Here is a 24,204-nt window from a genome sequence, read left to right as displayed (position 1 = left end):
ACGCAATAAATCAAAAAAACAATCATACACTTTTACCGTAACATATTTAAATATGCATGTTAATAGGATATTTAAAAAAATAAAATTAATTTATTATAGGAGAAGATTTATTTTGTTATTCGGAATAACTAGCTTAGGTTCATCCTTAATACTAAAACAAGCTGTGACAGAAATAGAAAGATATAATGATTTTACTGCTCAGTTTAGGCTGACTTTATCCCATCATGATGCTGTTGAACTAGTTGAAACTCGTGCTCTAGCATTAAAAACCAATGGGCGGATTGAATTTGGAGTATGTGCAGGATGTCATATGAAAATGGATACTATGCAGAAGGGGCAGGTTCTTATCTATTATTCCTGTAGATATGCTTAAAGGAGATGTAGGGAATCTAAACTTTTTTATAATAGAACACGCTGTAAATAAATTTAAAGCAGCTAATAGGGAGAAGGAGATTAGGCATAGAATTGGATATTTAAAGGCTTGTATTTATAATTCTACTCATGAAATTGATGTAGATATTGAGGTATCAGGGATTAATATGATGAAGTCCTATCTTAAGCATCCTTTAATAAATTTAAAAAAGAAAATGGGATAATGTTGAATTGATTTTATCTAATTAGAATATGCCAAAGGATAAAAATAGCATAATACTTTCTTTTTTAAAAATATAGAAGATAGAGAAAGTAAAAGAAAGAACTTTACATTGTTTTGACATGAAGTGGAGTTCTGACAATAAAAAATACTAATCTTCAAGTTAAATGAAAAATGATACATTTTATTTACAAATTAAATAAATTTTATATACATGGTCCTTATATAATCATACCAGTCCAATGGAAAGAAAATAGCAAAATAGTTGGATGATATCAACATGAAAGGAGTATTGTGATGAATAGCATTTTAAAAAAGAGTGCAGTTTTTGCAATTATATTAATCATTTGTACAGGTATGGTAGGATGTGGGAAAAGGCCGGAGAACAAAGATGATGTGGCTGCAAAAGCTCCAGAAAAGGAAGAAACAGAAATTATCTCATTAGAGACACTAAAAACTATACCACAATTCAAATCCACAGATGTTTATGGCAAGGAAGTAAGCAGTGAAATATTTAAAGATAGTAAACTTACACTTATCAATCTCTGGGGAACTTGGTGCTCACCATGTGTGGCAGAACTACCAGATCTAGGAAAATTGTATGAGGAAGTAAAGGATAAAGGTGTAAATGTAGTTGGAGTAGTTGAGGATGGAATGAAAAATGAAGAGGCAGTTAAGGAAATCCTCAATAAAACTAATGTGACATTCACTAATATTGTACCTGATGAAAAGTTTTATGATGACTTCATGTCATTATGTGGAAGCTTTCCTACATCCTTGCTGGTTGGCAGCAATGGAGATGTTGTAGGGGAAATAATAAGTGGTGCAAGGACAAAAGAAGAGTACATGAAACTAATTGACGAAGCATTGGAAAAACTAAAATAGCAGAAGGAAATAGAAGTACAAACAAATTTAATAATATGATTTAAGGAGTGATAGTTTTGTTAAGAAATAGAAAGTCAATATTTTCAATTATAATAGTTGCCGTCATACTGACTATAGGAATTTCAGGATGCTCAAATAAAACTGTTGATAAAGGTACATCAAATGATACTACTGCATCTAAAGAGGTTAATGCTAATAATTCAAGTATGGAAAATGGTGTAAAAACAGAGGATGGTTTAGACAAAAGATACAATGATTTTCTTGACAACTTAAATAAGGAAATAGCTAAAAATAAAGATTTTGCTAACGATGAGAGAATAAAGAAATTTACAGAAAAAGTTGAAAAAAACTTACCAATAATGAAGGATTTAAACAGAAAATCTGATGCTTTCTGTGGTAGTAGCTTTTATGTAGAGAGTGTAATCAATAGTGAAGGAACTGAAGCTGATAAAATCATTATAAAAGAATACTGGCAAGATGGTAATTATCGTTGGGAGCAGTATAATGTTGGAAAACTAGCATACTTGAGATTATATAATAAAGATGAAGATATAAATTATTATTATGAAACTGATAAGGATCTCCTTAAAAAGACTACAAAATGTACACAAAAAGGTTTAGTAAATAATTCTTATCAATACGGATTTTTTACACTAAGTAATAATGCACTGTCAGGAGATTTTAAAACTATTGATTATAATGGCAAAAAAGTATTGTATTCACTCAGTATATATGAAGACATTGATCAGAATGGAAATAAATTCAAGAGTGAGAGTGGATATTGGTATGACGCTGAAACAGGCATACTGTTGAAAGAAGAACAGAAGTCCTTTAAGGAAGGTAAGCTCGTAGATAGCAATTCTATTGAATATACAGTGAAAACTAATCAAAAATTTGATGAGATCATTTTCAAATATGATCCGAATAATAAGGAAGCTGGAGATTTGTAGAAATAATAATGCAAAATATGTAATTCTAATTTATTTAAAAGATGGATAGTTATTGTAATGTAGCTATCCATTTTCATAGGAAGGTTGTTATAATATGAGAAAAATTATTAGTATAGTTTTAGTTTTAACTAGTCTCTTATTTATTAGCATAGGTATTTATAGAGGTGAGGTAAACGAAGTTTTTAAGAAAGCCATTAATATATGTTTGGAGTGCATAGGAATTGGCTAAGAAACTAAGAAGAAAGGTTCAAATATTAACATCTATTATTACAAATGCTAATTTAATGGGTTTTTCATCTGGAAAAATTTATACTGGCAATTTGAAAAAAATATGTGTTCCTGGACTAAATTGCTATTCTTGCCCTGGTGCTCTTGGAAGTTGTCCTATAGGATCCCTTCAAGCAGTTGTTGGTGGAGTGAAACATCAGTTTTCTTTCTATATAGTTGGCTTTTTAATGTTAATTGGAAGTATAATGGGTAGATTTGTATGTGGATGGTTATGTCCATTCGGATTGATTCAAGATCTGATACATAAGATTCCAGTGCCCAAACTAAAATTAAACAAAAGTTTTGACAAATTAAAATATTTAAAGTATTTAATATTAGTAGTATTTGTGCTTTTACTTCCAATGTTTTTCGTTGATATTATTGGAATGGGCAAACCTACATTCTGTCAATTTATATGTCCAGTAGGAACACTTGAAGGTGGTATTCCTCTGGTTTTATTAAATAAATCATTAAGAAATGCCATAGGGTTTTTGTATACTTGGAAGGTTACATTGTTGATAATTACAATAATATTGTCAATGATTATCTTCAGACCATTCTGTAGGTTTATATGTCCCCTTGGTGCTATTTATTCATTATTCAATCCAGTTAGTTTATATAGATTGAAGGTTGATAGAAATAAATGTACAAATTGCGGTGTGTGCAGCAGAAAATGTAAAATGCAGGTGGAAGTAAATAAAACTCCAAATAGTTTGGAATGTATAAGATGTGGAGAATGTATTACAAATTGTCCACAAAAAGCAATAAAAAGTGTTAAACCTAATTTTTTAAAAACTAAGTGCACTGAGAAAGGTATCTGAAGCCTCTGTGGATTTAATTTAATTAAGATAAAATTAAATCAAATTCTAGAACAAGTTTTGTTAAGCTCCAGCATATTTATAATCCCCTTATCAGTTGCCTTATTAGACTAATGAACAATATGATAACATAATATGCTGGAACTTTAAATTTATAAGTTTTACTATAAAATTAACTAGCACAACCAGTTAATTTAATAAAGCATTTCTATTATTTAAATTCAATTGTTAAGTATTCATTAATATCTGTATAATCTGGTCTTGAACTTAAGTTTGTTTTACCAGCTAATAATATCTTTTTATTATCTTGTGACCAATATATATTAACAGGCATAAAACCCTTGTATAATAATTCTTTATTTGAAATAGTATTTTCATTTATATTACAAGCATATATATCTATGTCATCTTGTTTTAAAACTTGTGAATATACTATATTCTTCAAATCTGTAGATGTTTCGAAACCTTTTACATTATTATCCAATTCTATTGATTTTTTAGAGTCTAAATCATATAAGTTTAATGAATTTCTTTGTGTATTTATGAATAAAATCTTATTAGAATCTATAAATTTAGCATGTTCATTTGATAATGTTGCTAATTTATTTTCTTCGTTTCTACTAAATGTATTTTTATCTAAATCTATTAAATATAATGAAAAAACATCACCAGAATGTCTAGGGTCATAATCTTTTGTAGTCAAAAGTCCTTTTGTACCATCATCTGACACAACTAATTTAGTAAAATAACTAAATTCTTTTAATTTTATTTTTTTTATTATATTATTAGTTGTATCATATATATAGCAAGTGCTAGTTTTACGAGAGTATGAATCAATTGCAAATGATAAATACCTACTGTTATTGGACCAATTTAAAGCAGTAATACTATCGTACAATGTATCTAATTTAGTTATTATATTATTTTTATTTAAGTCTTTATTGAAAATTTTCAATTCCTCTTCTTCTGTTGTATAAATTACTTTATTTCCATCTAGAGATAGACTTATATCTCTAGGACCATCGATTTTAATAACTTCATTTGTAAAACTATATTTATAATCCTTTTCATTTATACTGACTTCATTATTTGGACTAGAATGTTGATAAATAACACTAGCAATATTTTCATTATTAAACCATCCAATTAAAAATTCAATAGATAATTGATTTTCATTTAATTTAAGATTATCATATTTATAAATTTTATTAATTTCAAATATTGACTTCTTCTCAGGGGAAATATCTATATCCTTTTCTTGATTATTTTCTTCTATAGTAATAGTCTTATACTGATTTTTAGTACATGATATTAATGCAAAACTACAGATTAACCATGTTAAAATTATAAAAAAAATTTTTTTAATATTGTTTTTCATAGAAATCTCCTTTAAATCCTTAAATTATATAAAGGTAACTTAACTGAAACAGAAGTTTCTTTATTAATAGCACTTTGTACTTTTATATCACCTTTATGTCTCTTTATTATTTCTAAAGAAATCGTAAGCCCTAATCCACAGCTACCTATTTCCTTTGTTCTTTGTTCATATGTCCTATAAAATGGAGTAAATATTTTATCAATCTCATCACTAGAGATGCCATGCCCTCTATTTATTACATCTATATATACAAACTTATTATCAATATGAGAAATAACTTTAATATCTGACTTTGGAAATCCATATTTTATTGCATTATCAATTATATTAATAAATACTTGTTTAAGTTGATTACTATTTCCATAGACATGGATATTTTTTCCAAATTCGTACACTATATTATTCTCATACATTTGAGACTTAAAAAACATATCTTCACAAATATTTTTTAATAGATTACCTATTTCAATTTTCGAAAAATCTTCTTTTGTATCACTCGTCTGTTTAGATATTTCTAGTAAGCCTAGTACCATATCATGAAGTCTCTTGCTCTCATTAATAATATGATCAGTACCTTTGTCAAAAAAATCTTTGTCTGTAAATCCATTTTCTTTTATCATTTGCGTATATCCTAGAATAGATGTGAGAGGTGTTTTTAATTCATGTGTTACATTATCATAAAAATATTTTTTGTGATTAATAAGATGTTTAAGATCATCTTTATCCTTTTTAATTGTATTTATTTGTTCATTAATTTTTCTTATCATAATAGAAAAATTTGACGATAGTTCTCCTATCTCATCTTTTCTATTAATATCAATATCTATATCTAAATTACCTCTTGCAGCTTCAGTTGATGCTTTCGTAAGTTTTAGCAAAGGAACTGTAATATGTTTTGAAAGTAAATAAGAAAAGAGAAAAGCTACAGCGAATATTACTATGGTAGCGTATAAAACAAATTTTATGATATTATATCCTTGATTATATAGTATAGAATAATCTTTTATTATTCTTAAAATTCCTACCTTATTCCCTGAAATTATTACGGGATAAGAAAAATATATTTCTGTAGTATCCTGATTATGCTTTATTGTATAGGATGTTTTGCTATTGATTGCGTTATTTATATCTTCAAGTTTTGAGTCTGTAAATTTTTTTCTGTTTGAGGAATAAATAAGTTCACCATTTAAAGAATACACTCCTATATCTGCGTTTATAACTGTAACAAGTTCCTCTGAAATATCCTTAGCTGACTTTTCAAAGTAAATTTTTGTATTATTATAATTATTAATCATAAAACCTTGCCTTATAAATACATTACAATTTTCTTTAATAGTAATCAATTCTTGAGTTATTATATTTTCATTGTTTTTATCTATTTGATTTTTTATAGAGAAATTAAGTATTAGAAAAGCTATAGAAAATATAACAAAAAGTCCTAATAACAATTTAAATCTAATAGTTATTTTCATATTCCTAGATACACCTACTTTATAAATTTATAGCCAACGCCAAATACTGTTTTTATTAAATCATTTAAATCCAGTTTTTTTCGTAATCTTTGAATATGCATATCTACAGTTCGGGTATCCCCTGTAAAATCATATTCCCATATAGAGTTTAAAAGTTGATCTCTTGAAAAAACTCTTCCTCTATTTTTATATAAAATTAATAATAGGTCATACTCTTTTGGGGTTAATTCTATAATTTCTTCATTCTTTTTTACTGTATGTTCTATTTCTGATATTTCTATATCTCCAAATTGATATTTTTTATTTTCTTCTATTGATTGTTCATCAAATGAATATACTCTTCTAAATATAGTTTTAATCCTTGCTACTACTTCTCTCATATCGAAAGGTTTGGTTATATAGTCTTCTGCTCCAAATTCTAAACCTAATACTTTATCTTCAATATCAGATTTAGCAGTCAACATTATTATGGGGATATTATTTTTTTCAGTAATTAATTTACAAATATCAATGCCTGATACATCTGGAAGCATCCAATCAAGTAATAATAAATCTGGATTAAACTCTTCCACAAGTTTTAGCCCTTCTGCTCCATTATTAGATGTTCTGCAATCAAATCCTGCTTTTTTTAATCCATAAGCAAGCAAATCTGCAATAGGTATTTCATCTTCTATAATTAAAATTTTCTTATATTCCATGATTCTATCACTCCATTATGTTTTATAAATATTATATCAAAAAATATTAGATTATTTAAATAAATAATCAATAAGGTAATTTTTGTTTTTTAATAAATTATTTAAAGTTTTTATTAAAAATTTACAAGTTTCTCTATAATAAATGCGTTAATTTTTATAAATATATAAAAAATTATACATTTTTTTTACAAATTATATATTTATCTTATATATTTGTATACTATATTCTAACTAAGACAAACTTAACTTAATTATAAGAAGTTCATAGACTTGAAAATTAATAGTAATAGATTTTGTATATTTTAAGAATAATAGATACAAAAGGAGTGTTTATAGATGTGTGGATTTATTACATTATATAAGAAAAATATTTGCAATTTGGATAAGGAGCAATGTAGAATAAGTGGAAATATAATTGCTCATAGAGGCCCAGATAGCACAGAAGAATATATAGATAATAATATAATATTACAATTTAAAAGATTAAGTATAGTAGATTTAGAAAATGGTACTCAACCCTTTAATTTTAAGGACAAATATATCATTGTATTTAATGGAGAAATTTATAACTATATAGATATAAGGGAAGAATTAATTAAAGAAGGATATGAATTTAATACAAACTCAGAAGTAGAAGTTATTTCTTCTTTATACGATAAAATAGGAATTGAATTTGCAAAAAAACTAAGAGGGATGTTTGCAATAATAATATATGATAAAGTTGAAGAAAAACTTATTGGTGTTAGAGACCCCTTTGGTATAAAGCCTTTATATTACTTAGAAAATGAAGAAGAACTTTATGCTTGTTCTGAATTTAAAGCTTTACTACCTATGAAAGAAAAATTTAATTATACGCCAGAAAAGTTAAATCAATACTTAACTTTTCAATATATACCTGGATACGAAACGTTATTTCAGGGTATTAAGGAATTAGCGCCATCCCATATTATTGAAAAGAAACTTGGGCAAAAATCAGTAATTACTAGATATTATAAAGTAGAATTAAAACCCAAAGAGCATAATAAGGAAGATTTAAAAAAGGAAATACTTGAAACTATGAGAGAGTCAGTTAAAAGACATATGATAAGTGATGTTCCTGTGGCAACCTTCTTATCATCTGGAATAGACTCATCAATAGTAACAAAACTAGCAAGTGAGTTAACACCAAATTTAACAGCATTTTCAATAGGTTTTGATGTTGAAGGATATGACGAAACTCCATATGCAGAAAGGTTTTGTAAGGAGTTTGGAATAAAAAACACATGTGTAAAGTTAAGTTATAAAGATTATATTAGGGATTTGCCGAAAATAATCTACCATATGGATAGTCCAATAGCGGATCCATCAGCTATTCCTTTATACCATATTTGTAACATAGCAAGTAAGGAATTTAAGGTAGTTTTATCAGGAGAAGGAGCAGATGAAATATTTGGTGGATATAATATTTATACTGAAGATGAATCTTTGAAATATTTTATAAATTTACCTTCATGGATAAAATCTATTTTATTAAAAATAAGCAAAGCAATTCCAAAACATATGAAAGGTAAAAATTTCCTGGAAAGAATATGCACTTCTTTAGAAGATAGATATGTAGGTAATGCAAGAATATTTACAGAGGAAGAAAAAAAAGACCTGCTATTTAATTATGATGAAAGTGTAAATTTTAAAGATGTAACAGGAAAACTATTTCAAGATGTTTCTCATTTAGATAATGTATGCAAAAGGCAATATATAGATATTAATACTTGGTTGGTAGGAGATATATTAACAAAAGCTGATAAAATGTCTATGGCAAACTCACTGGAAGTAAGAGTACCTTTCTTAGATTTAGAAGTGTTTAATTTAGCAAAAACCCTATATAAAGATGAAAAAATAAATAAATTTACTACTAAATATATGCTACGAGAAGCAGCAAAAGAAATTTTACCCGATTATATTTGTAGCAGAAAAAAATTAGGATATCCAGTACCTATAAGAGTATGGCTGAAAAATGAGTTATATGAATGGGCATATGAATTGATTAGCAATAATCCAGTTAAAGAGATAAATACACAAGTAGCTTTATATATGTTGCAATGTTGTAAAGAAGATAAAGGAAATTACAGCAGAAAAGTATGGACTATTATAGTATATATAATTTGGTATAGGCTGTATATAGATAAAACCCTTAAACCGCAAGATAAATTTATATTATAATAACTGAATTTGTACAGCTATTATTTAATAATTTTACCTGATCATAAATTTTATAATAAATGTTTTCTCTATCAATATTTAATGTTATAATCATAGCTAAGTCTTTAAAGTGATGACTTGTTTTTTACAATTATTGTTTATTCGACAACCTAAATATTATTTTAAGAATAGGTTTAGATAAATTAACTATGCAGAAGGAGATATACTATGAGTTCAAAAAGAAGTAGGAAAAGAAGAATTGTTAAGAGAAAAATAAGACAAATACTATTAATTGTATTTGCACTATTAATAACATATATAGGATATGGAAGAGCCAAGAAGTTATTTAATGTATTAGCTATAAGTAATAATAAAAAAGACTTAAATACAAATGAATATGCAGAAATAGAAGATATTCCAAAGGAAGTAATAAATTCCAATGATTTGACTATACAAAACTTATTAAAAATGTCAAAAAATTATCCTAAGACTAATAAAATTCTACGTGATTTAAGTTTATATCCAGAAGAACTTTTAGAGTTAGCATCACAAAAAGAAGAAGTAATAGATTTTGTTGCTGATTATCCTAATTATGAACCGTATTCAAATAAAAAAATATCTATAAAGAAAGATTATGAAGGAGGAAAAATTCCACTTTTTATCCAATGGGATAAAAGATGGGGATATGAAAAATATGGTTCAAATTTTATTGCTATTAATGGTTGTGGACCCACATCTTTAGCGATGGTAATAGTAGGCCTTACAGGCAATACAGATATTAATCCAAAGGTTGTAGCTGATTTTAGTGAACAAAATGGATATTTAGTTGAAGGAGTAGGGACAAGCTGGACTCTCATGACTGAAGGAGCAAAACAATTTGGAATTAATGGCAAAGAACTACCATTAAGTGAGTCTGTTATTTTAAGTACTTTGAAAAAAGGACAACCTATAATAGCAAGTATGGAACCAGGAACTTTTACAACTACAGGTCATTTTATTGTATTAACTGATGTTGATAATAATAATAAAATAATAGTAAATGATTCAGATAGTAGGAAAAGGAGTAAACAAACATGGGATATAGATATTTTTATGAAACAGACTAAAAATTTATGGACTTTTACATCTTAATAGAATCGATTTATTTTTGGTACTTAATTTTTTATAGGTTACTAGATTTAACAATTTTTATTTTATGTTATATGATCTTTCAAACTTAGGTTTGGGGGATTTTTTCATATAATTAAAAGATATTTATAAACTGCTATTCTGAAAAGATAATAAAAATTATATATTGTTTTTATGGAAAAATGTGATAAAATGAAATTGAAATTTCAGAAAAAATTGAACATCTATTTAAAATAAAAATAGGATGTTGAATAACTAAAATCACCAATTAAAAAAGTCACCACTTTCTAGTATCATGTTAAGTGCCAACCAAAGAATTGCTAGAAAGGACGAATAAAATGATTATATTACTTAACATGGGAGATAATTAACCTCTTTTATAGAGTCTGTAAAAAATTACAAAATATATTTAATGAATTTGTCTCTAAAACTAATTATAAAAAGGTTGGCAGACCTAAGAAATATTCAAATTTATATACAATGCAATGTTTAATGTATAAAGTTATGAACAAAATCTGTTGCTTAAGATAGCTAGAATGAGAATTATATAATGATGCTTTAGCTATTAAGATTATTGGTTTAACAGATATTCTAGATCATTCAACCTTCTCTATTAGAATCAAGCTTTAAATAAAATATTATTTATGAATATTTATTTTAGATAAAAATCATACAAACCAGAAATGTCCTCACTACAAATATAGGGTAATGCTTCATTAATTTTTGCTACATCCCAATTCCACCATTTAATTTCTAATAATTTTTCTATTTCATTATCAGAAAATCTCTTTTTTATTGCTTTGGCTGGATTTCCACCTACTACTGTGTACGGTTCTACATCTTTAGTTACTACTGCTCTTGTTCCTATTACAGCACCATCACCTATTTTAACTCCTGGCATTATTATTGCCTCTGTTCCAATCCAAACATCATTACCTATAACTGTGTCTCCCTTAGTTTGAAATCCATCTTTAGCATTTGAAAATATCTCTGGATTAAATGGATATGCTGAAATCCATTTATGATTATGCCCTTGGTTACCAGCAAGTATAAAACTTGCACCAGAACCTATTGAACAAAATTTTCCTATATATAACTTATCAAATATAAAATCTTCGCCAAAAAATTCTTTGTAGTTTTTAGTACTTCCATCACCTAAAAGATATCTTACGCATACATCTTCAAATTTTTCTTTATGATAATACCCAGAATAATACGTAAATTCTCCAATTTCAATATTTGGATTTTTAATGTTGTCTTTTAATAGCTTAGAATCTAACCAATTATTAAAATTATTTTTCATTTAAATCTCCTCTCCTTATTTGTCTACACTATATTGTTTGCATTTTTTATATAAGAACCTCTAACTGTTCTTTGAGCTTTTTATTTTCTTCTTCAGGCTCTTTAATTTTTTTGGATTTATATTTATCAATCATATCTTTATTGTACAATATCTATTCATTTAAAACCAAATGCCTTTGTAGCAAAAGAATCTTGATCCTGCTACAATTATATCCCAACTAGTTTAAACTGTTCTTTATTTATATATAATTTATTAGATTTAATTTTAATTTCATTATTACTAAAGATTTCTCTGTTAGACAATTTATTCATTTCTTTAATATATTCAAAGTTAAATATAATAAATAAATTGGCGTGTCCTAACATTTTTCAAATGGTAAAAAAATATATCCCTTTTGGAATAATATCTTTAAACACATATATAGACTTACAACACTTGTCCTATTTATTACCTTTAAGTTTCCTAATCAAATCTTTTTTGATATCTTTAATTGGTTTTATTAGTCTGTATTGGTTAATTTATCAGAAGTTTCAGAGTTGTGCTTTTGCATATATCTAATTCTATCTAATTCTATTAATTCTTCAGAGGTATTTGATTTTAAAGCTTTAGAAGATTTAGTTCATATAGTTAAAGAGTATATTGAAAGAAGCTTACCTAAAATCACATCTAATATTATTTATGGAATTAAGACAAATACTTTGGATAAAGTATTTGTAATTCCGATTAATCTTGACTTGAAGTCGAAGATTAAGTTTTTACCTGGTGTAAAGATGGAAGATGAAGACTATAGAAAATTAATTAATCAATTATTAGTCTGTGAATATTCATTGGATAAGATTGCAATTATAAAAGAAAAAGTAGAGTCATTTAATGATTTGGAAGATATACTTTTGGATGCAGAATTAAATGGTGAAGAGATGGCTTTAGTCTTTGATATGCTTGAAGATATTGAGATTGCCGCACTCATTAAGTGGAATCCATTTAAATCGGACATTCAAGCTGTAGATTTATCTGAGGCTGAATATGAGCTTCGATTAAATTTAGAAGAGTATATAAACCATCTTCCAATAGGTAGAAAAGAACAGATTTTTGAAATGGTGAATGTCATTATTGAGGAATAATCTTTTTATCTGGAATGAGAATACAGATGAATTTATAGAGAATTTGAAGTAATAAAGTTTAATTTGTGCAGAAAATAAGTATGCATCTTAAATAAAATATTGTTACTTTTAGGATAATTGAGGTTTTATTTACAACACCCAAATCAATAGATTAAATAAAGAGTAATTCGAAAGAATTGCTCTTTTTATGATTAGGAGGAGTATAATGGAAAGTGGTAAAAAGAGAGATATATATTATGCCATATAGGTACAAGGACACTATTGATTGCTGTATGGAGATTGATAATAATTATCTTGATAACTATGATATAATTGAAATATTAAAATAAAAATTGCTAGTATAATAAAGTATCAGTTACCCAATTAAGCAGATCGAATTAGCCATAGTGAGAAATATTATGATAATTAATGTACTAAAGATAATATAAAGAATTTTCAATAATAAGTAGGATAAAATGAATGTTAAGTAAAAGGGGGGTATATCCCATGTATAAAATTGCAATCGTTGATGATGATAAAACTATTCGTGAGGAGTTGAGTATACTCCTTCAAAACAATGGATATGAAGTCTGTTTGCCAACAAATTTCTCTCAAATTGTTCCCATTATTCAAAAAGAAAATCCACATTTAATTCTGCTTGACATAAATTTGCCCGAACAGGATGGATTTCAGCTCTGTCTTCAGATTCGCACTTTGACTAAAGTTCCCATTATTTTTGTCACTAGTAAAGATACTGTTATGGATGAATTACAAGGAATTACTTTAGGTGCAGATGATTTTATAACTAAACCCTTTAATATTTCTATCCTTTTGGCACGTATGGGGAGAGTCTTAACTCGTATTTATGGTGAAGGATTGGAACAAAAACTTATTCATAAAGGTGTACGACTTTATATAGAATCTAGCATTGCAGAATATAGTAATAATACAGTGGAGTTGACAAAAAATGAATTGAAGATTTTATATCTTTTGTTCAAGAATAAAGGAACCATTGTATCACGTAGAGAAATAATGGATGACCTTTGGGACAACTCTATCTTTATTGATGACAATACATTAAGTGTTAATATCACTCGTATTCGTAACAAATTAAAGGAATTGGGAGTCCATGATTTTATTCAAACCAAACATGGGCAGGGATATATGATATGAAATTTATTACTTACTTAAAAGATAAAGTTCTAATTATTATAGTCAATATCCTAATGATGGTGTTACTATCACTTTATCTTCTTGCCATAGGAAATAACGCTTCAGATATTTTTCTTATCATTTTTGTTTGGATTATTATGATGATTCTTTCCTTATTTTCACAATATTACAGACGCAGAAAATTTTTAGAACAGCTTCTTTACACTTGTGAAAGCTTAGAAGAAAGATACCTTATTATAGAACTAATAGATAAACCACAGACAGTTGAAGATATTATTTATCAAAGAGTTCTCCGACTTTCTAACAAGTCAATGATAGAAAAAATTACTAGAATTCAAAGTGAACGAAAAGAATATAAAGAGTTTGTAGAGCAATGGGTTCATGAGATTAAAACACCACTGGCAGCTATGAAGTTGATTTGTGATAATAATAAATCTAGCACTTCACAAAAATTTTTAGAGGAACTGGAACGAATGGAAGATTATGTGGAACAAGCACTTTTTTATGCAAGGAGTGAAACCGCAGAAAAGGATTATATAGTTCAGGAAATCTGTCTTGAAGAAGTAGTGGCAGATGCACTTAGAGGAAATAAGCGACTTCTTTTGAATCAACAAGTCTCAATCACTATAGACTGCCCACATTTGGTATTTACAGATGAGAAATGGATTTTGTTTATTTTGAATCAGCTTATTGTAAATGCAGTAAAATATCAGGCAACATCCCTTCAGTTTAATACTAAGAAAATTCGAAATGGAATCACTCTTTCTGTTACAGATGATGGAATTGGCATTAGCGAAGAAGATATTTCTCGTATTTTTGACAAGGGATTTACAGGAGAGAATGGAAGAAAGTTCAATAAATCTACTGGAATTGGCCTTTATTTGTGTAAACGACTCTGTGAACAATTAGGTCTTGAAATAAATGTTTCTTCAAAAAAAGGAGATTTTACAGAAGTAGAATTAATCTTTCCTATAGGTGACTTTATGGAAATGGAAGAAGAATAGTATTCCATTTCTTTCATTTTTGTAAGAATTTCGTAAGCCAATCTCATATCAAATTTCTTTTGATTTAGATATTATCTAAGATGAGGTGAAGAAAATGAAAGAGATATTAAAAATTGAACATGTAGAAAAATATTATGGAACAAAGGATACCATTACAAAAGCGCTGGATGACATCTCATTGTCCGTAGAAGAAGGCGAATTTCTTGGAATCATGGGAGCCAGTGGAAGTGGAAAAACTACTTTGCTAAACTGCATATCTACAATTGATACAGTTACAGCTGGACATATCATTCTAGAAGGAAAGGATATTACAGAAATATCTGAGAAGAATATCGCAAAATTTAGACGTGAAAATCTAGGATTTATTTTCCAAGATTTCAACCTCCTAGATACTTTAACTATTGAAGAAAATATTGCCCTTGCCCTTACTATTAATCGTACTCCTATTAACGAAATTGAAAGCAGAGTCATGAAGATGGCAGAACAATTAAATATTGTAGACATTTTGTCTAAGTATCCAATACAAGTATCAGGTGGACAAAAACAGAGATGTGCTTGTGCTAGAGCTATGATTAACAATCCAAAACTTATATTGGCAGATGAACCTACAGGAGCATTAGATTCTAAATCTTCTCAAATGCTTCTAGAGACTATGGTTGGAATGAATGAGCAGTTAAAGGTCACAATCCTTATGGTCACTCACGATTCTTTTTCAGCTAGCTATGCCAAACGGATTCTCTTTTTAAAGGATGGAAAAATCTTCAATGAAATTCGACGAGGTTCTAAGACAAGAAAAGAATTTTTTGGAGAAATATTAAATGTACTGGCAATTTTGGGAGGTGACCTTACTAATGTACGCTAGACTAGTATTTAGAAATATTAAGCGTTCTGCAAAGGACTATCTCATATATTTGGTGACTTTGACATTATGTGTAGGATTGTTCTATGCTTTTTTATCAATCTCCAGTTCTTATTATAAAATGAATATTCCCATAGAATTTAGTTTGGAACAGCTCAAGAATAATATGAAATCTCCAGTAATTTTTATTACTCTAGTACTTTTGTTCCTCATAAAATATGTAAATAGATATATGATACGAAGAAAACAAAAAGAATTTGCCATTCAAACCACTTTGGGAATGGAACAGAAAACCACAGCCTATTTATTTTTTCTAGAAACTTTGGCTATGGGAATTCTATCTATACTATTTGGAATTGTACTGGGAATTGTATTATCTCAATTTATGACATCTATTATTATGAACTATTTTGATACAGGATATAAACTGACTTTTGCTTTGTATCCAGATACGGTTTGTATTACTTTTGGATTCTTCCTACTGACTTTCTGTATTATTGGTTTTTTTAATATAAGAACTATTCGGAAAATCAAAATCATCGATATGCTTCATGCAGACAAACAATTGGAATCTGATTTTAGAAAAGATAAAATGATGCCTTTTCTCATCCTATTGGCCACTTTTATTTCGGCTTTTATGGTATCTAGAGCAGTTGATTTATTAAAGTATTATGATCACCGCTTAGGACTTTGGATAAGGATGACTTTCTATGGTAATATAATTGCACCCAGTATTTTTATCATTTGGTCTGTCTCATATGGTATTCTTCGACTATTTAAAAAAGGAAAAACACAATATCCGATTTTTATTATGGGATCTGTGATTTGGAGTTTGGTAATTATCTTTTTTTCAGCAGGTACTTTAGGCAACCATTTAAATTTTAGCAATGATGTAAAAAATAGCTATGTGTTATTGACCATTGTTTTTATATTGTTTTTTATCTTTGGGTTGTTTTATTGTATCTCAGATGGATTGTCTTTGTTTAAAGAAAAATCCTGTAAGATTAAATTCAAAGGTGAAAATCTATTCTTGTTGGGACAGATTGGAGCAAAACTAAGAACTAATTCTAAAACTATGGCTATACTTACTTGTACCTTGATGTTCTCACTTATTGCACTTATGGTTGGTCCTATGATGTCAGATTGGTCTCTGGGATATTTGGACAAGAGAGCTATATTTGATGTGCAAGTTTTTACTGTATACAACGATATTGAAACAATAGATAATCTACCAAAGACGGATTATGGGTTTGTAAATGAATTTTTAAAACAAAAAGGATATACTTTTAAAGACAGAGTAAAAGTGGAGACTTACTTTTTAGATAAAGATGACTTTCATAGACGATATAAAGTAGATTTTCCAGTTCTTGGAATTTCCCTATCGGACTATAACCATCTTCGCTCCATGGTTGGAGCAAGTCCCATCACTTTAGAACCAAAGACATTTGCCATACAATGGCAAGCTATTGCTACAGAAGATGAAATAAAAGAATTTATGATAACTCATCCTACCATACAAGTAGATGGAAATACTCTAACTCAGAGCAAATATCCTCCACTACATGAGAACTTAGGAGAGTCCCTCTATAATTCTTATACAGATGTAATTTATATATTGCCAGATGAGATCTGCGAAAATTTACTGACTGCCAATCTGAATTATTATGGAATCACAGAAGAATCGCTTCCATTTTCTATTGCAACGGAACTTGAAAATTATCTTCTTAGCACTATGGAACAACCTGATTCAATTACTATGAATCAAACAGAGATTCGAACAAAAACGTTACAGCGAAACGAGAGTATTTCTGGAGCCCTAATGATTCGCTTGATTCTTATCTACTTAGGAGTAGTCCTTCTCATTATGTGCTTTACAGTACTATCGCTACAACAACTGGATGATTCATCGGATTTTAAATATCGATTTCAAGTCATAGATAAATTAGGGGTATCTAAAAGAAGAATTGATAACATCATTTTAAAACAGATGGGCATTTGGTTTGGACTTCCTCTTTTAGTTGGATTATTATGTGGCGGGGTGATGATATATTACTTTATCCTCAGCACATCAGCAGAATTGTCTGCTTATGTAGGAATGAAGACTCTATTACAGAATATGGTCGTTACAGGATTTATCCTAATGATATTATTTGGATGTTATTTTGTCACCACATGGACATTGTTTCAAAGAAATATTGAGGGAAAATAATTATAATCTAAAAATAAAATGAGAGATAAAAAGAGTATCTATTTAATTTGATTCTATTATGTAATTATTATGTAATTTTTTTGTAAATACTCCCAGACTTCTTAGTTATATAATAAAGTTAATTCAATAAAAAAAGGAGAATAAAAAATGAGACAAAAAATAAGAAGAATTGCTTCAGTTACATTAGGTTTTACTATAGCTATTGCACCACTACCACAAGCATCACTGGGATATTTGAGTGGAATTACAGCTATGGCAGAACAGACTAAAGCAAGTGACAGATTACAAAATTCAATATCTGCAATTATTAATAAAAATGATAATAATTATGACTATATGAAAGATTCCAAGTATATTGAATTGGCAAATAAGTTAGGAACGAGCCTATTGACAAAACATAGTAAAGACGATAGTAGAAAAATAGGTAAACATTTTAATATAGGGAATTTAGATGGAGATAACATTCCTGAAATTATAGTGTATGAACAAAGAAATTTCAGCAACATGGATGATGAAGGTACATTAGTAATATATAAATATAAAGATGGTGAGTATAAGGAAATAGATAGAGTTTCTATGAATTATGACAATGGAGTTGAAAATATAATTATAGGAGAAGGAAAAACAGGAAAAAATGCGATTTTTATAAATTCCAATGTAGGGGCCCATTCAGGACAATTTTACCTTTTTACTCTTGAGAAAGATAAATTAGTTAATAGAATAAGTCCTAAAAAAGCAAATCTTTTATCAGTATATCCAAATGGGGAGATAAAAGATATTGATAAAGATGGAATACTTGAATTTTCCATACAAGGAATTGATCCTGAATCTGCCGATAGTAGTTCTGTCGGCTCAGAAAAGATTAATATATGGTATAAATGGGATGGAAAAGATGGAGTTAATTTTGTGAAATATGAGAAGGTGGGAGAATCTAAAGAAGGAAAAACAGATAAAAAAATAGTATCTAGTTATAATGAATTTATAAATAAAGGGAATTTATCAAAAGTATTTGATTATTTAAATAAAAATAAAGATAAACTTTCTATAAGAGATAATAGTGAAGGGGTTAGGACATATTTGTCAGCTTTAAATGAAGAGCTTAGTTCAATGAATACTACCTTCAATAAATATCAGGAAAAATATAAAATGTTTGAAAATCAAGGCATCATGAAAAAATATAAATTGAAAGCTACTGATTTAAATGATGTAAATATTATTAAAAATACTTCTACTTTTTCAAAGGAAAAAGATTTGAAAAAATTACTTCTAAATGCCAATAGTATGGGATTAAAAGTAGCTACAGCCGAGGGAAGTTACTATTTTGTTATAGATTACGAGAAGTTTTTAAATTTTAGTGACTCTGTAAGTAGTGAGATTAGTGATTATTTAAAGATATTTGCAGCAGAATCTAATAAGCCAGGACTTTCTGAAGAGTATGTTAAAATACCATTAGATGAAATGGCTTCAAGAATTGCAGTTATGGAAGAATTTAGATTAATGTATCCATATTCAAAATATTTACCTGAAGTAAATCAGATGCATGAATGGTACTTGAGAGGATATATTTTTTCAACCCATGATCTTGTAAGTCATAAGGTAAATCCTGAGACACTTAAAAGTTATGAGAAATCAATGACAGATTATGAGCATTTAGTTTTACATGATATTCTGAAGACTTATACAGAAGAGATAGCTAAAAATGGTAATAAAATTACAGAGGATTTGATGGATAGGATGAATCAAATAATAAATGAAGATGAGATAATAGAACTTAAATCAAATACAATAGATTTTTCAGGTATTAAATATAAATCTTCTGAAACCGAAAGAAATGAAAAATTAGAAAAAGCTATTATTGATTATTTAGAGTATGATAAAAATCAAGATGGAAAGGTTGCATATTCTTATAATTATATTGATCTTAATGGAGATGGCAAAAAAGAAATCTTCGTTTACTTATTAGGACAATCTGTATCAGGTTCAGGTGGGTCTACAGCTTTAATAATTGAGGAAGAAAGTTATGAAGTAATATCTAAATTCACATTAGCAAGAAATCCAATTATAATAAGTGAAGATAAAACAAATGGTTGGAATGATATTATAATGCAGGTATCAGGTGGAGGGACAGAATTTTCTTATGCCAGAATGAAATTTGATGGAAAAAAATATCTATCTAATCCTTCAATGGCGCCTAAAGTAGAGGAAAAAGTTGTAAAAGGTACAGCTATTATTTCCAATATTCTATCTATGGAAGATGGGATAGAAATTAAATAGATTTGATCTACTACCATTTATAATTGTCTAGTAGCTATAGTAAATATAGCTAATTTACTTCATCCATTTTTACCTTTTTCATCAGTTAAAGTTAAATAGCAGTTAATTAAGAAAATCTCTCTAAAAAAGAGCCGCTCAAAAGTGGTTTGTTTCATCACTTTTGAGCGGCTCTTTTAAAAATCCTGATGTACAATAATCACATTGAAATCTAAAGTTTTCAACGAAGGCTTTTTGGATTGGAATATTTTTTAGTCCCTTTCTGGTTTTAAGATAACTTTGATCCTTGCCAGAGAAGAGAATTTATTTTCGTAATTCTATATATTATTATCTAAAATCAAAATGCTTTGTTATCGTATCGTTTATTGCTTTTAATAGTATGGCATATATAGGGATTGAAACTATTTGCTTTGCAGCTGCTTTGTAAATATAATACCATACAGTGTTTTTACCAGTAATTAAGGATATAAATATAGGTACCATTACTACAGAAGTTATAGTTTGTCCAATAAAAATTCCAAGAAAGATTTTCCATAATTTATAGTTTGGATATTTATCTCCTAGTAATCTTGTTATAATTATTGGGATTGCCCCAGTTAAAGCAGAGGTTAAAACAAACAGTGGATTAAATCCTCCTGTAGCAGATGGTCTAATTAAAAAACCTACTACATCTGCTAATGCTCCAACTATAAATCCCATTAAAGGTCCAAGAACATATCCTGAAAATATTATTGGAAATCCTCCAAAGCTAATACTTCCGATTCTCATGGTGTTAATCGCTACAGATATTGCTATAAAAATAGCTGCATAAGCGATTTTCTTTGTTGTGAATATACTTTTTTTAACCATTAAAAAAACTCCTTTCTTTTATGACCTGCACATAAGAAAGAAGTCCTATGGCAGTGAACGCAATAACAAACCGCAAGCATGGCTTTTCGTCTTGAGACAACGTTCCATTCTCAAACACTTAACGCTTGTTATCTACTCTGTCATGTATTATTTTCATATTCTATAATAGCACATATTGGAATTAATTTCCACATGGATAGAGGTAACAAATCTAAAAGATGTAGAATTATTATCCTCAAAGTGGTATGATTATTTTATTTTAAACGGTGTGAAGATTATGATAAGGTTAGAAAATGAATAAATTATATTTACTTTAATTATAATATAGAATATAATACACATAATAATTGAAATACAAAGAAAAGGAAAGTAACTTTAAGAATACTTTTACAGAGAACTCCTAGTTGGTGAGAGGGAGCAAAGAATATTAAAGTGAAAATGGCCTTGGAGTTGTGCACCGAGATCGTAAGATTTAGGCTGCAACGGGTTCACCCGTTATAGTGATAAGGTATAATCATGTTATTTGTGATGTACTTGATGAGGCTTATATCGTGAGGTATAAGTAAATTAGGATGGTAACGCGAAGTTAGACTCTCGTTCCTAGGAATATTTCTTAGGTTCGGGAGTTTTTTGTATTTATTAAGAATAATAGGAGGGAAAATTATGAGCATTTTTATAGGAGGAGCATGGCCATATGCCAATGGATCATTGCATATAGGACATATAGCAGCATTATTACCAGGAGACGTTATAGCAAGGTATTTTAGAGCCAAAGGTGAAAAAGTATTGTATGTATCAGGAAGTGATTGCCATGGTACGCCAATATCCATCAGAGCTAAAAAAGAAAATATATCTCCCAAAGAAATTACTGATAGATACCATAATGAATTCAAATATTGTTTTGATAGGCTAGGGTTTTCTTATGATATATATTCTAGAACTGATGATGAATATCATAAGAAAGAGGTCCAAACTATTATCAGCATATTATATGATAATGATTTAATATATGAAAAAGAAGTAGAACAGCTATTTTGTGAAAAGTGTTCCCAATTTCTGGCTGATAGATTTGTTGAGGGTATTTGCCCAGTATGTAAAAGTATTGCTAGAGGTGATCAATGTGATGCTTGTTCCACTATTTTAGAGTCACTTGAACTTGAGGATAGAAAATGCAAACTTTGTGGAAATGAGCCAATAATTAAAAATGTAAAACAATTATTCTTTAGGCTATCAAACTTTGAAAGTGAAATAAGAGATAATCTAAATAAAAATAGGAAAGATTGGAGAATAAATGCAGTTAATAATACAGAGAGGTATTTAAATGAAGGATTACAAGACAGGGCAATATCAAGGGAACTTCCATGGGGTATAGATATACCGATTAAAGACCATGAGGATAAAAAAGTATATGTATGGGTAGATGCAATATTAGGTTATTTAACTATAAGTAAAAAATGGGGATTAGAAAATCATAGGAACTGGGAAGAATTTTGGGATAGTAAAACCATATCCTATTATGTTCATGGGAAAGATAATATTCCCTTCCATACAATAATTTTACCATCACTGTTAAGCGGTGCTGAGATAGATAAATTTCCAAACAATATAATTTCAAGTGAGTATGTTAATCTAGAAGGAAAGAAAATATCCACCAGCAATAATTGGGCAGTATGGATTTCAGATATTATTGAAAAATACAATATTGATTCATTGAGGTATTTCTTTATAGTAAATGGCCCTGAAAAAAGAGATACAGATTTTTCGTGGAGAGAATTTGTTAATAAGAATAATGGAGAATTATTAGGCATATATGGTAACCTAGTAAATAGAACCTTAGTATTTGTAGAAAAATACTTTAATAGTGAAATACCAAAGGGAGAGTTAGACTCTAAAATAAGATCAGATATTGATATTTTGTATAAAGAAATTGGAGTCCTTATAGAAAGTGGAAGCCTAAAAACATCAGTGGAGAAAATATTTGATTTTATTAGAAGTATAAATAAATATTTTGATGAGACAGCTCCTTGGATTACAATCAATACAGATAAAACCCAATGTATCAATACTATTTATAATTGTTTAGTAGCCATAGCAAATATAGCTAACTTACTCCATCCATTTTTACCCTTTTCATCAATTAAGGTTAAACACTGGTTAAATTGTGATTCAGATATCTGGGAATATGTAAATATAGAAGTGGGAAATAAAGTAGAACAATTTGATATTTTATTTGAAAGACTAGATAAAAAGATAATAGAGGAAGAGTTAAATAAATTAGGCCAGAGTGATTAAATCAGTTAATGGATTTTTGATGAATTATCTTAAAAAATATTTTTTAAAATTGAATTGTTAGTTAACAATTGACTGTAAATACAGTTTTTGTTATTATGAAAATATTGGTTAATATTACGAAAGGAGGCGATTTTATGATAATCAAAATTATAGAAAAAAATTATGAGGTGATTGTTTTATAAATTATACTCTTTTCAATTGACCATGTGAACTGAGTATAGCTTTTTAAGACCTATCACCTAAAAAGGAGATAGTAGTATGTTAAAACTAATAGATGTTGACTCAGAAAATTTTTGGGAAATTATAAAGCTTAAGGTAACAAAAGAACAAGAGGAATTTGTGGCATCTAATACTTTTTCAATCGCTCAGTCTAAAGTACAGCCAGAATGTATCCCGCTTGCCATATATATGGATGAAACTCCCATAGGATTTCTTATGTATTGTATGGACAGTATTGATAATGAGTACTGGATCTATAGAGTTATGATAGATACCAAATATCAATCAAAGGGATATGGACGACAGGCAATGGAATTACTTATAAATAGAATTAAAGAAGATAAGGAACATCGTGTTATTTATATCAGTTTTGAACCTGAAAACCAATGGGCAAAATCAATGTATGAAAGCATGGGATTTACACCAGATGGTAGAATTGTTGAAGGTGAGATTGTTTATAAGTTAGAATATTAGCTTAATATAATTAGGCTTACTTTAAAGGGTAAGCCTAATTGTGCTTAAAGGTATATCTATAAATATAAGCATTAGAGAATTGAGA

21 protein-coding genes, 1 riboswitch and 1 other annotated feature are annotated in these 24,204 nt (G+C 28.2%); of the genes, 16 read left to right on the top strand and 5 right to left on the bottom strand.

The features are described 5' to 3' along the window. Positions 1-112 precede the first annotated feature (112 nt). From RBU61_RS10580 to RBU61_RS10555, 6 genes are all read left to right on the top strand, one after another. Positions 113-373 carry a DUF6323 family protein gene (locus tag RBU61_RS10580; protein WP_308875359.1) on the top strand — a complete coding sequence of 87 codons (261 nt, stop codon included), beginning with the start codon at positions 113-115 and terminating at the stop codon, positions 371-373. After that, complete coding sequence (locus RBU61_RS10575; RefSeq protein ID WP_308875358.1) at positions 366-596, top strand: hypothetical protein; 231 nt, start codon at positions 366-368, stop codon at positions 594-596. Before RBU61_RS10580 ends, RBU61_RS10575 begins: the two co-directional genes overlap by 8 nt. A gap of 293 nt (positions 597-889) precedes the next feature. Next, positions 890-1,477 (top strand): TlpA disulfide reductase family protein, encoded by a 588-nt coding sequence (locus tag RBU61_RS10570; RefSeq protein WP_308875357.1) that lies wholly within the window; start codon positions 890-892, stop codon positions 1,475-1,477. A gap of 56 nt (positions 1,478-1,533) precedes the next feature. Beyond that, positions 1,534-2,427: a hypothetical protein gene (locus RBU61_RS10565; protein ID WP_308875356.1), complete on the top strand. Its 894-nt coding sequence runs from the start codon at positions 1,534-1,536 to the stop codon at positions 2,425-2,427. A gap of 94 nt (positions 2,428-2,521) precedes the next feature. Continuing rightward, positions 2,522-2,656 carry a CD1871A family CXXC motif-containing protein gene (locus RBU61_RS10560; RefSeq protein WP_308875355.1) on the top strand — a complete coding sequence of 45 codons (135 nt, stop codon included), beginning with the start codon at positions 2,522-2,524 and terminating at the stop codon, positions 2,654-2,656. Then, the gene (locus RBU61_RS10555) at positions 2,649-3,515 is read left to right on the top strand and encodes a 4Fe-4S binding protein (protein WP_374212440.1); all 867 of its coding nucleotides are present in this window, start codon (positions 2,649-2,651) and stop codon (positions 3,513-3,515) included. Before RBU61_RS10560 ends, RBU61_RS10555 begins: the two co-directional genes overlap by 8 nt. 208 nt (positions 3,516-3,723) lie before the next feature. On the opposite strand, the gene RBU61_RS10550 is transcribed toward RBU61_RS10555, so the two are convergent. Genes RBU61_RS10550 through RBU61_RS10540 form a run of 3 tightly spaced genes read right to left on the bottom strand, consistent with a single transcriptional unit; the run spans position 3,724 to position 7,060 of the window. Next, positions 3,724-4,890, bottom strand: coding sequence for a hypothetical protein (locus RBU61_RS10550; protein ID WP_308875354.1), 1,167 nt, complete (start codon positions 4,888-4,890; stop codon positions 3,724-3,726). Between the two features lie 11 nt (positions 4,891-4,901). Further along, positions 4,902-6,362, bottom strand: a complete 1,461-nt coding sequence (locus RBU61_RS10545) for a HAMP domain-containing sensor histidine kinase (protein WP_308875353.1) — start codon at positions 6,360-6,362, stop codon at positions 4,902-4,904. 14 nt (positions 6,363-6,376) lie between these two features. Beyond that, positions 6,377-7,060: a response regulator transcription factor gene (locus RBU61_RS10540; RefSeq protein WP_308875352.1), complete on the bottom strand. Its 684-nt coding sequence runs from the start codon at positions 7,058-7,060 to the stop codon at positions 6,377-6,379. A gap of 336 nt (positions 7,061-7,396) precedes the next feature. On the opposite strand from RBU61_RS10540, the gene asnB reads away from it, so the two are divergent. Both asnB and RBU61_RS10530 read left to right on the top strand, forming a co-directional pair. Further along, on the top strand, positions 7,397-9,259 hold the full coding sequence (gene asnB, locus RBU61_RS10535; RefSeq protein WP_308875349.1) for an asparagine synthase (glutamine-hydrolyzing): 1,863 nt from the start codon (positions 7,397-7,399) through the stop codon (positions 9,257-9,259). A 207-nt stretch (positions 9,260-9,466) separates the two neighbouring features. Continuing rightward, positions 9,467-10,369: a C39 family peptidase gene (locus RBU61_RS10530; protein ID WP_308875348.1), complete on the top strand. Its 903-nt coding sequence runs from the start codon at positions 9,467-9,469 to the stop codon at positions 10,367-10,369. A 649-nt stretch (positions 10,370-11,018) separates the two neighbouring features. Here the strand turns inward: RBU61_RS10530 and RBU61_RS10525 are convergent. Next, positions 11,019-11,669: a CatB-related O-acetyltransferase gene (locus RBU61_RS10525; protein WP_308875347.1), complete on the bottom strand. Its 651-nt coding sequence runs from the start codon at positions 11,667-11,669 to the stop codon at positions 11,019-11,021. A gap of 536 nt (positions 11,670-12,205) precedes the next feature. On the opposite strand from RBU61_RS10525, the gene RBU61_RS10520 reads away from it, so the two are divergent. From RBU61_RS10520 to RBU61_RS10495, 6 genes are all read left to right on the top strand, one after another. Then, entirely contained in the window at positions 12,206-12,790 is a 585-nt protein-coding gene (locus tag RBU61_RS10520) for a hypothetical protein (protein ID WP_308875346.1), read from the top strand. A 486-nt stretch (positions 12,791-13,276) separates the two neighbouring features. Further along, positions 13,277-13,942, top strand: coding sequence for a response regulator transcription factor (locus tag RBU61_RS10515; protein WP_308875345.1), 666 nt, complete (start codon positions 13,277-13,279; stop codon positions 13,940-13,942). After that, the gene (locus tag RBU61_RS10510; RefSeq protein ID WP_308875344.1) at positions 13,939-14,946 is read left to right on the top strand and encodes a sensor histidine kinase; all 1,008 of its coding nucleotides are present in this window, start codon (positions 13,939-13,941) and stop codon (positions 14,944-14,946) included. Before RBU61_RS10515 ends, RBU61_RS10510 begins: the two co-directional genes overlap by 4 nt. Before the next feature lie 94 nt (positions 14,947-15,040). After that, positions 15,041-15,808, top strand: coding sequence for an ABC transporter ATP-binding protein (locus RBU61_RS10505; RefSeq protein WP_308875342.1), 768 nt, complete (start codon positions 15,041-15,043; stop codon positions 15,806-15,808). Beyond that, positions 15,798-18,014 carry an FtsX-like permease family protein gene (locus tag RBU61_RS10500; RefSeq protein WP_308875341.1) on the top strand — a complete coding sequence of 739 codons (2,217 nt, stop codon included), beginning with the start codon at positions 15,798-15,800 and terminating at the stop codon, positions 18,012-18,014. Before RBU61_RS10505 ends, RBU61_RS10500 begins: the two co-directional genes overlap by 11 nt. A gap of 147 nt (positions 18,015-18,161) precedes the next feature. Further along, entirely contained in the window at positions 18,162-20,288 is a 2,127-nt protein-coding gene (locus RBU61_RS10495; RefSeq protein ID WP_308875339.1) for a hypothetical protein, read from the top strand. Positions 20,289-20,612: 324 nt separating this feature from the next. On the opposite strand, the gene RBU61_RS10490 is transcribed toward RBU61_RS10495, so the two are convergent. After that, complete coding sequence (locus RBU61_RS10490; RefSeq protein WP_308875338.1) at positions 20,613-21,134, bottom strand: folate family ECF transporter S component; 522 nt, start codon at positions 21,132-21,134, stop codon at positions 20,613-20,615. A 49-nt stretch (positions 21,135-21,183) separates the two neighbouring features. Further along, positions 21,184-21,276: riboswitch (THF riboswitch) on the bottom strand. A 206-nt stretch (positions 21,277-21,482) separates the two neighbouring features. Beyond that, positions 21,483-21,739, top strand: a binding site (T-box leader). 58 nt (positions 21,740-21,797) lie between these two features. Between RBU61_RS10490 and metG the strand changes: the two genes are divergently transcribed. After that, positions 21,798-23,426: a methionine--tRNA ligase gene (gene metG / locus RBU61_RS10485; protein ID WP_308875337.1), complete on the top strand. Its 1,629-nt coding sequence runs from the start codon at positions 21,798-21,800 to the stop codon at positions 23,424-23,426. 258 nt (positions 23,427-23,684) lie between these two features. After that, a complete protein-coding gene (locus RBU61_RS10480; protein WP_308875336.1) occupies positions 23,685-24,119 on the top strand; it encodes a GNAT family N-acetyltransferase in 435 nt (144 codons plus the stop codon). The last annotated feature ends 85 nt before the right edge of the window (positions 24,120-24,204 follow it).

The organism is Tissierella sp. MB52-C2 (assembly GCF_030931715.1).
Lineage (GTDB): Bacteria > Bacillota > Clostridia > Tissierellales > Tissierellaceae > Tissierella.
The sequence above is the reverse complement of the archived record's forward strand: the minus strand, read 5'-3'. Positions and strand labels throughout refer to the sequence as shown.

Bases quoted from the DNA above. Each gene is read 5' to 3' on its own strand.
- RBU61_RS10575 (WP_308875358.1), top strand. From the start codon at position 366: ATGCTTAAAGGAGATGTAGGGAATCTAAACTTTTTTATAATAGAACAC.
- RBU61_RS10570 (WP_308875357.1), top strand. From the start codon at position 890: ATGAATAGCATTTTAAAAAAGAGTGCAGTTTTTGCAATTATATTAATC.
- RBU61_RS10560 (WP_308875355.1), top strand. From the start codon at position 2,522: ATGAGAAAAATTATTAGTATAGTTTTAGTTTTAACTAGTCTCTTATTT.
- RBU61_RS10550 (WP_308875354.1), bottom strand. From the start codon at position 4,890: ATGAAAAACAATATTAAAAAAATTTTTTTTATAATTTTAACATGGTTA.
- RBU61_RS10545 (WP_308875353.1), bottom strand. From the start codon at position 6,362: ATGAAAATAACTATTAGATTTAAATTGTTATTAGGACTTTTTGTTATA.
- RBU61_RS10540 (WP_308875352.1), bottom strand. From the start codon at position 7,060: ATGGAATATAAGAAAATTTTAATTATAGAAGATGAAATACCTATTGCA.
- asnB (WP_308875349.1), top strand. From the start codon at position 7,397: ATGTGTGGATTTATTACATTATATAAGAAAAATATTTGCAATTTGGAT.
- RBU61_RS10530 (WP_308875348.1), top strand. From the start codon at position 9,467: ATGAGTTCAAAAAGAAGTAGGAAAAGAAGAATTGTTAAGAGAAAAATA.
- RBU61_RS10525 (WP_308875347.1), bottom strand. From the start codon at position 11,669: ATGAAAAATAATTTTAATAATTGGTTAGATTCTAAGCTATTAAAAGAC.
- RBU61_RS10515 (WP_308875345.1), top strand. From the start codon at position 13,277: ATGTATAAAATTGCAATCGTTGATGATGATAAAACTATTCGTGAGGAG.
- RBU61_RS10510 (WP_308875344.1), top strand. From the start codon at position 13,939: ATGAAATTTATTACTTACTTAAAAGATAAAGTTCTAATTATTATAGTC.
- RBU61_RS10505 (WP_308875342.1), top strand. From the start codon at position 15,041: ATGAAAGAGATATTAAAAATTGAACATGTAGAAAAATATTATGGAACA.
- RBU61_RS10500 (WP_308875341.1), top strand. From the start codon at position 15,798: ATGTACGCTAGACTAGTATTTAGAAATATTAAGCGTTCTGCAAAGGAC.
- RBU61_RS10495 (WP_308875339.1), top strand. From the start codon at position 18,162: ATGAGACAAAAAATAAGAAGAATTGCTTCAGTTACATTAGGTTTTACT.
- RBU61_RS10490 (WP_308875338.1), bottom strand. From the start codon at position 21,134: ATGGTTAAAAAAAGTATATTCACAACAAAGAAAATCGCTTATGCAGCT.
- metG (WP_308875337.1), top strand. From the start codon at position 21,798: ATGAGCATTTTTATAGGAGGAGCATGGCCATATGCCAATGGATCATTG.
- RBU61_RS10480 (WP_308875336.1), top strand. From the start codon at position 23,685: ATGTTAAAACTAATAGATGTTGACTCAGAAAATTTTTGGGAAATTATA.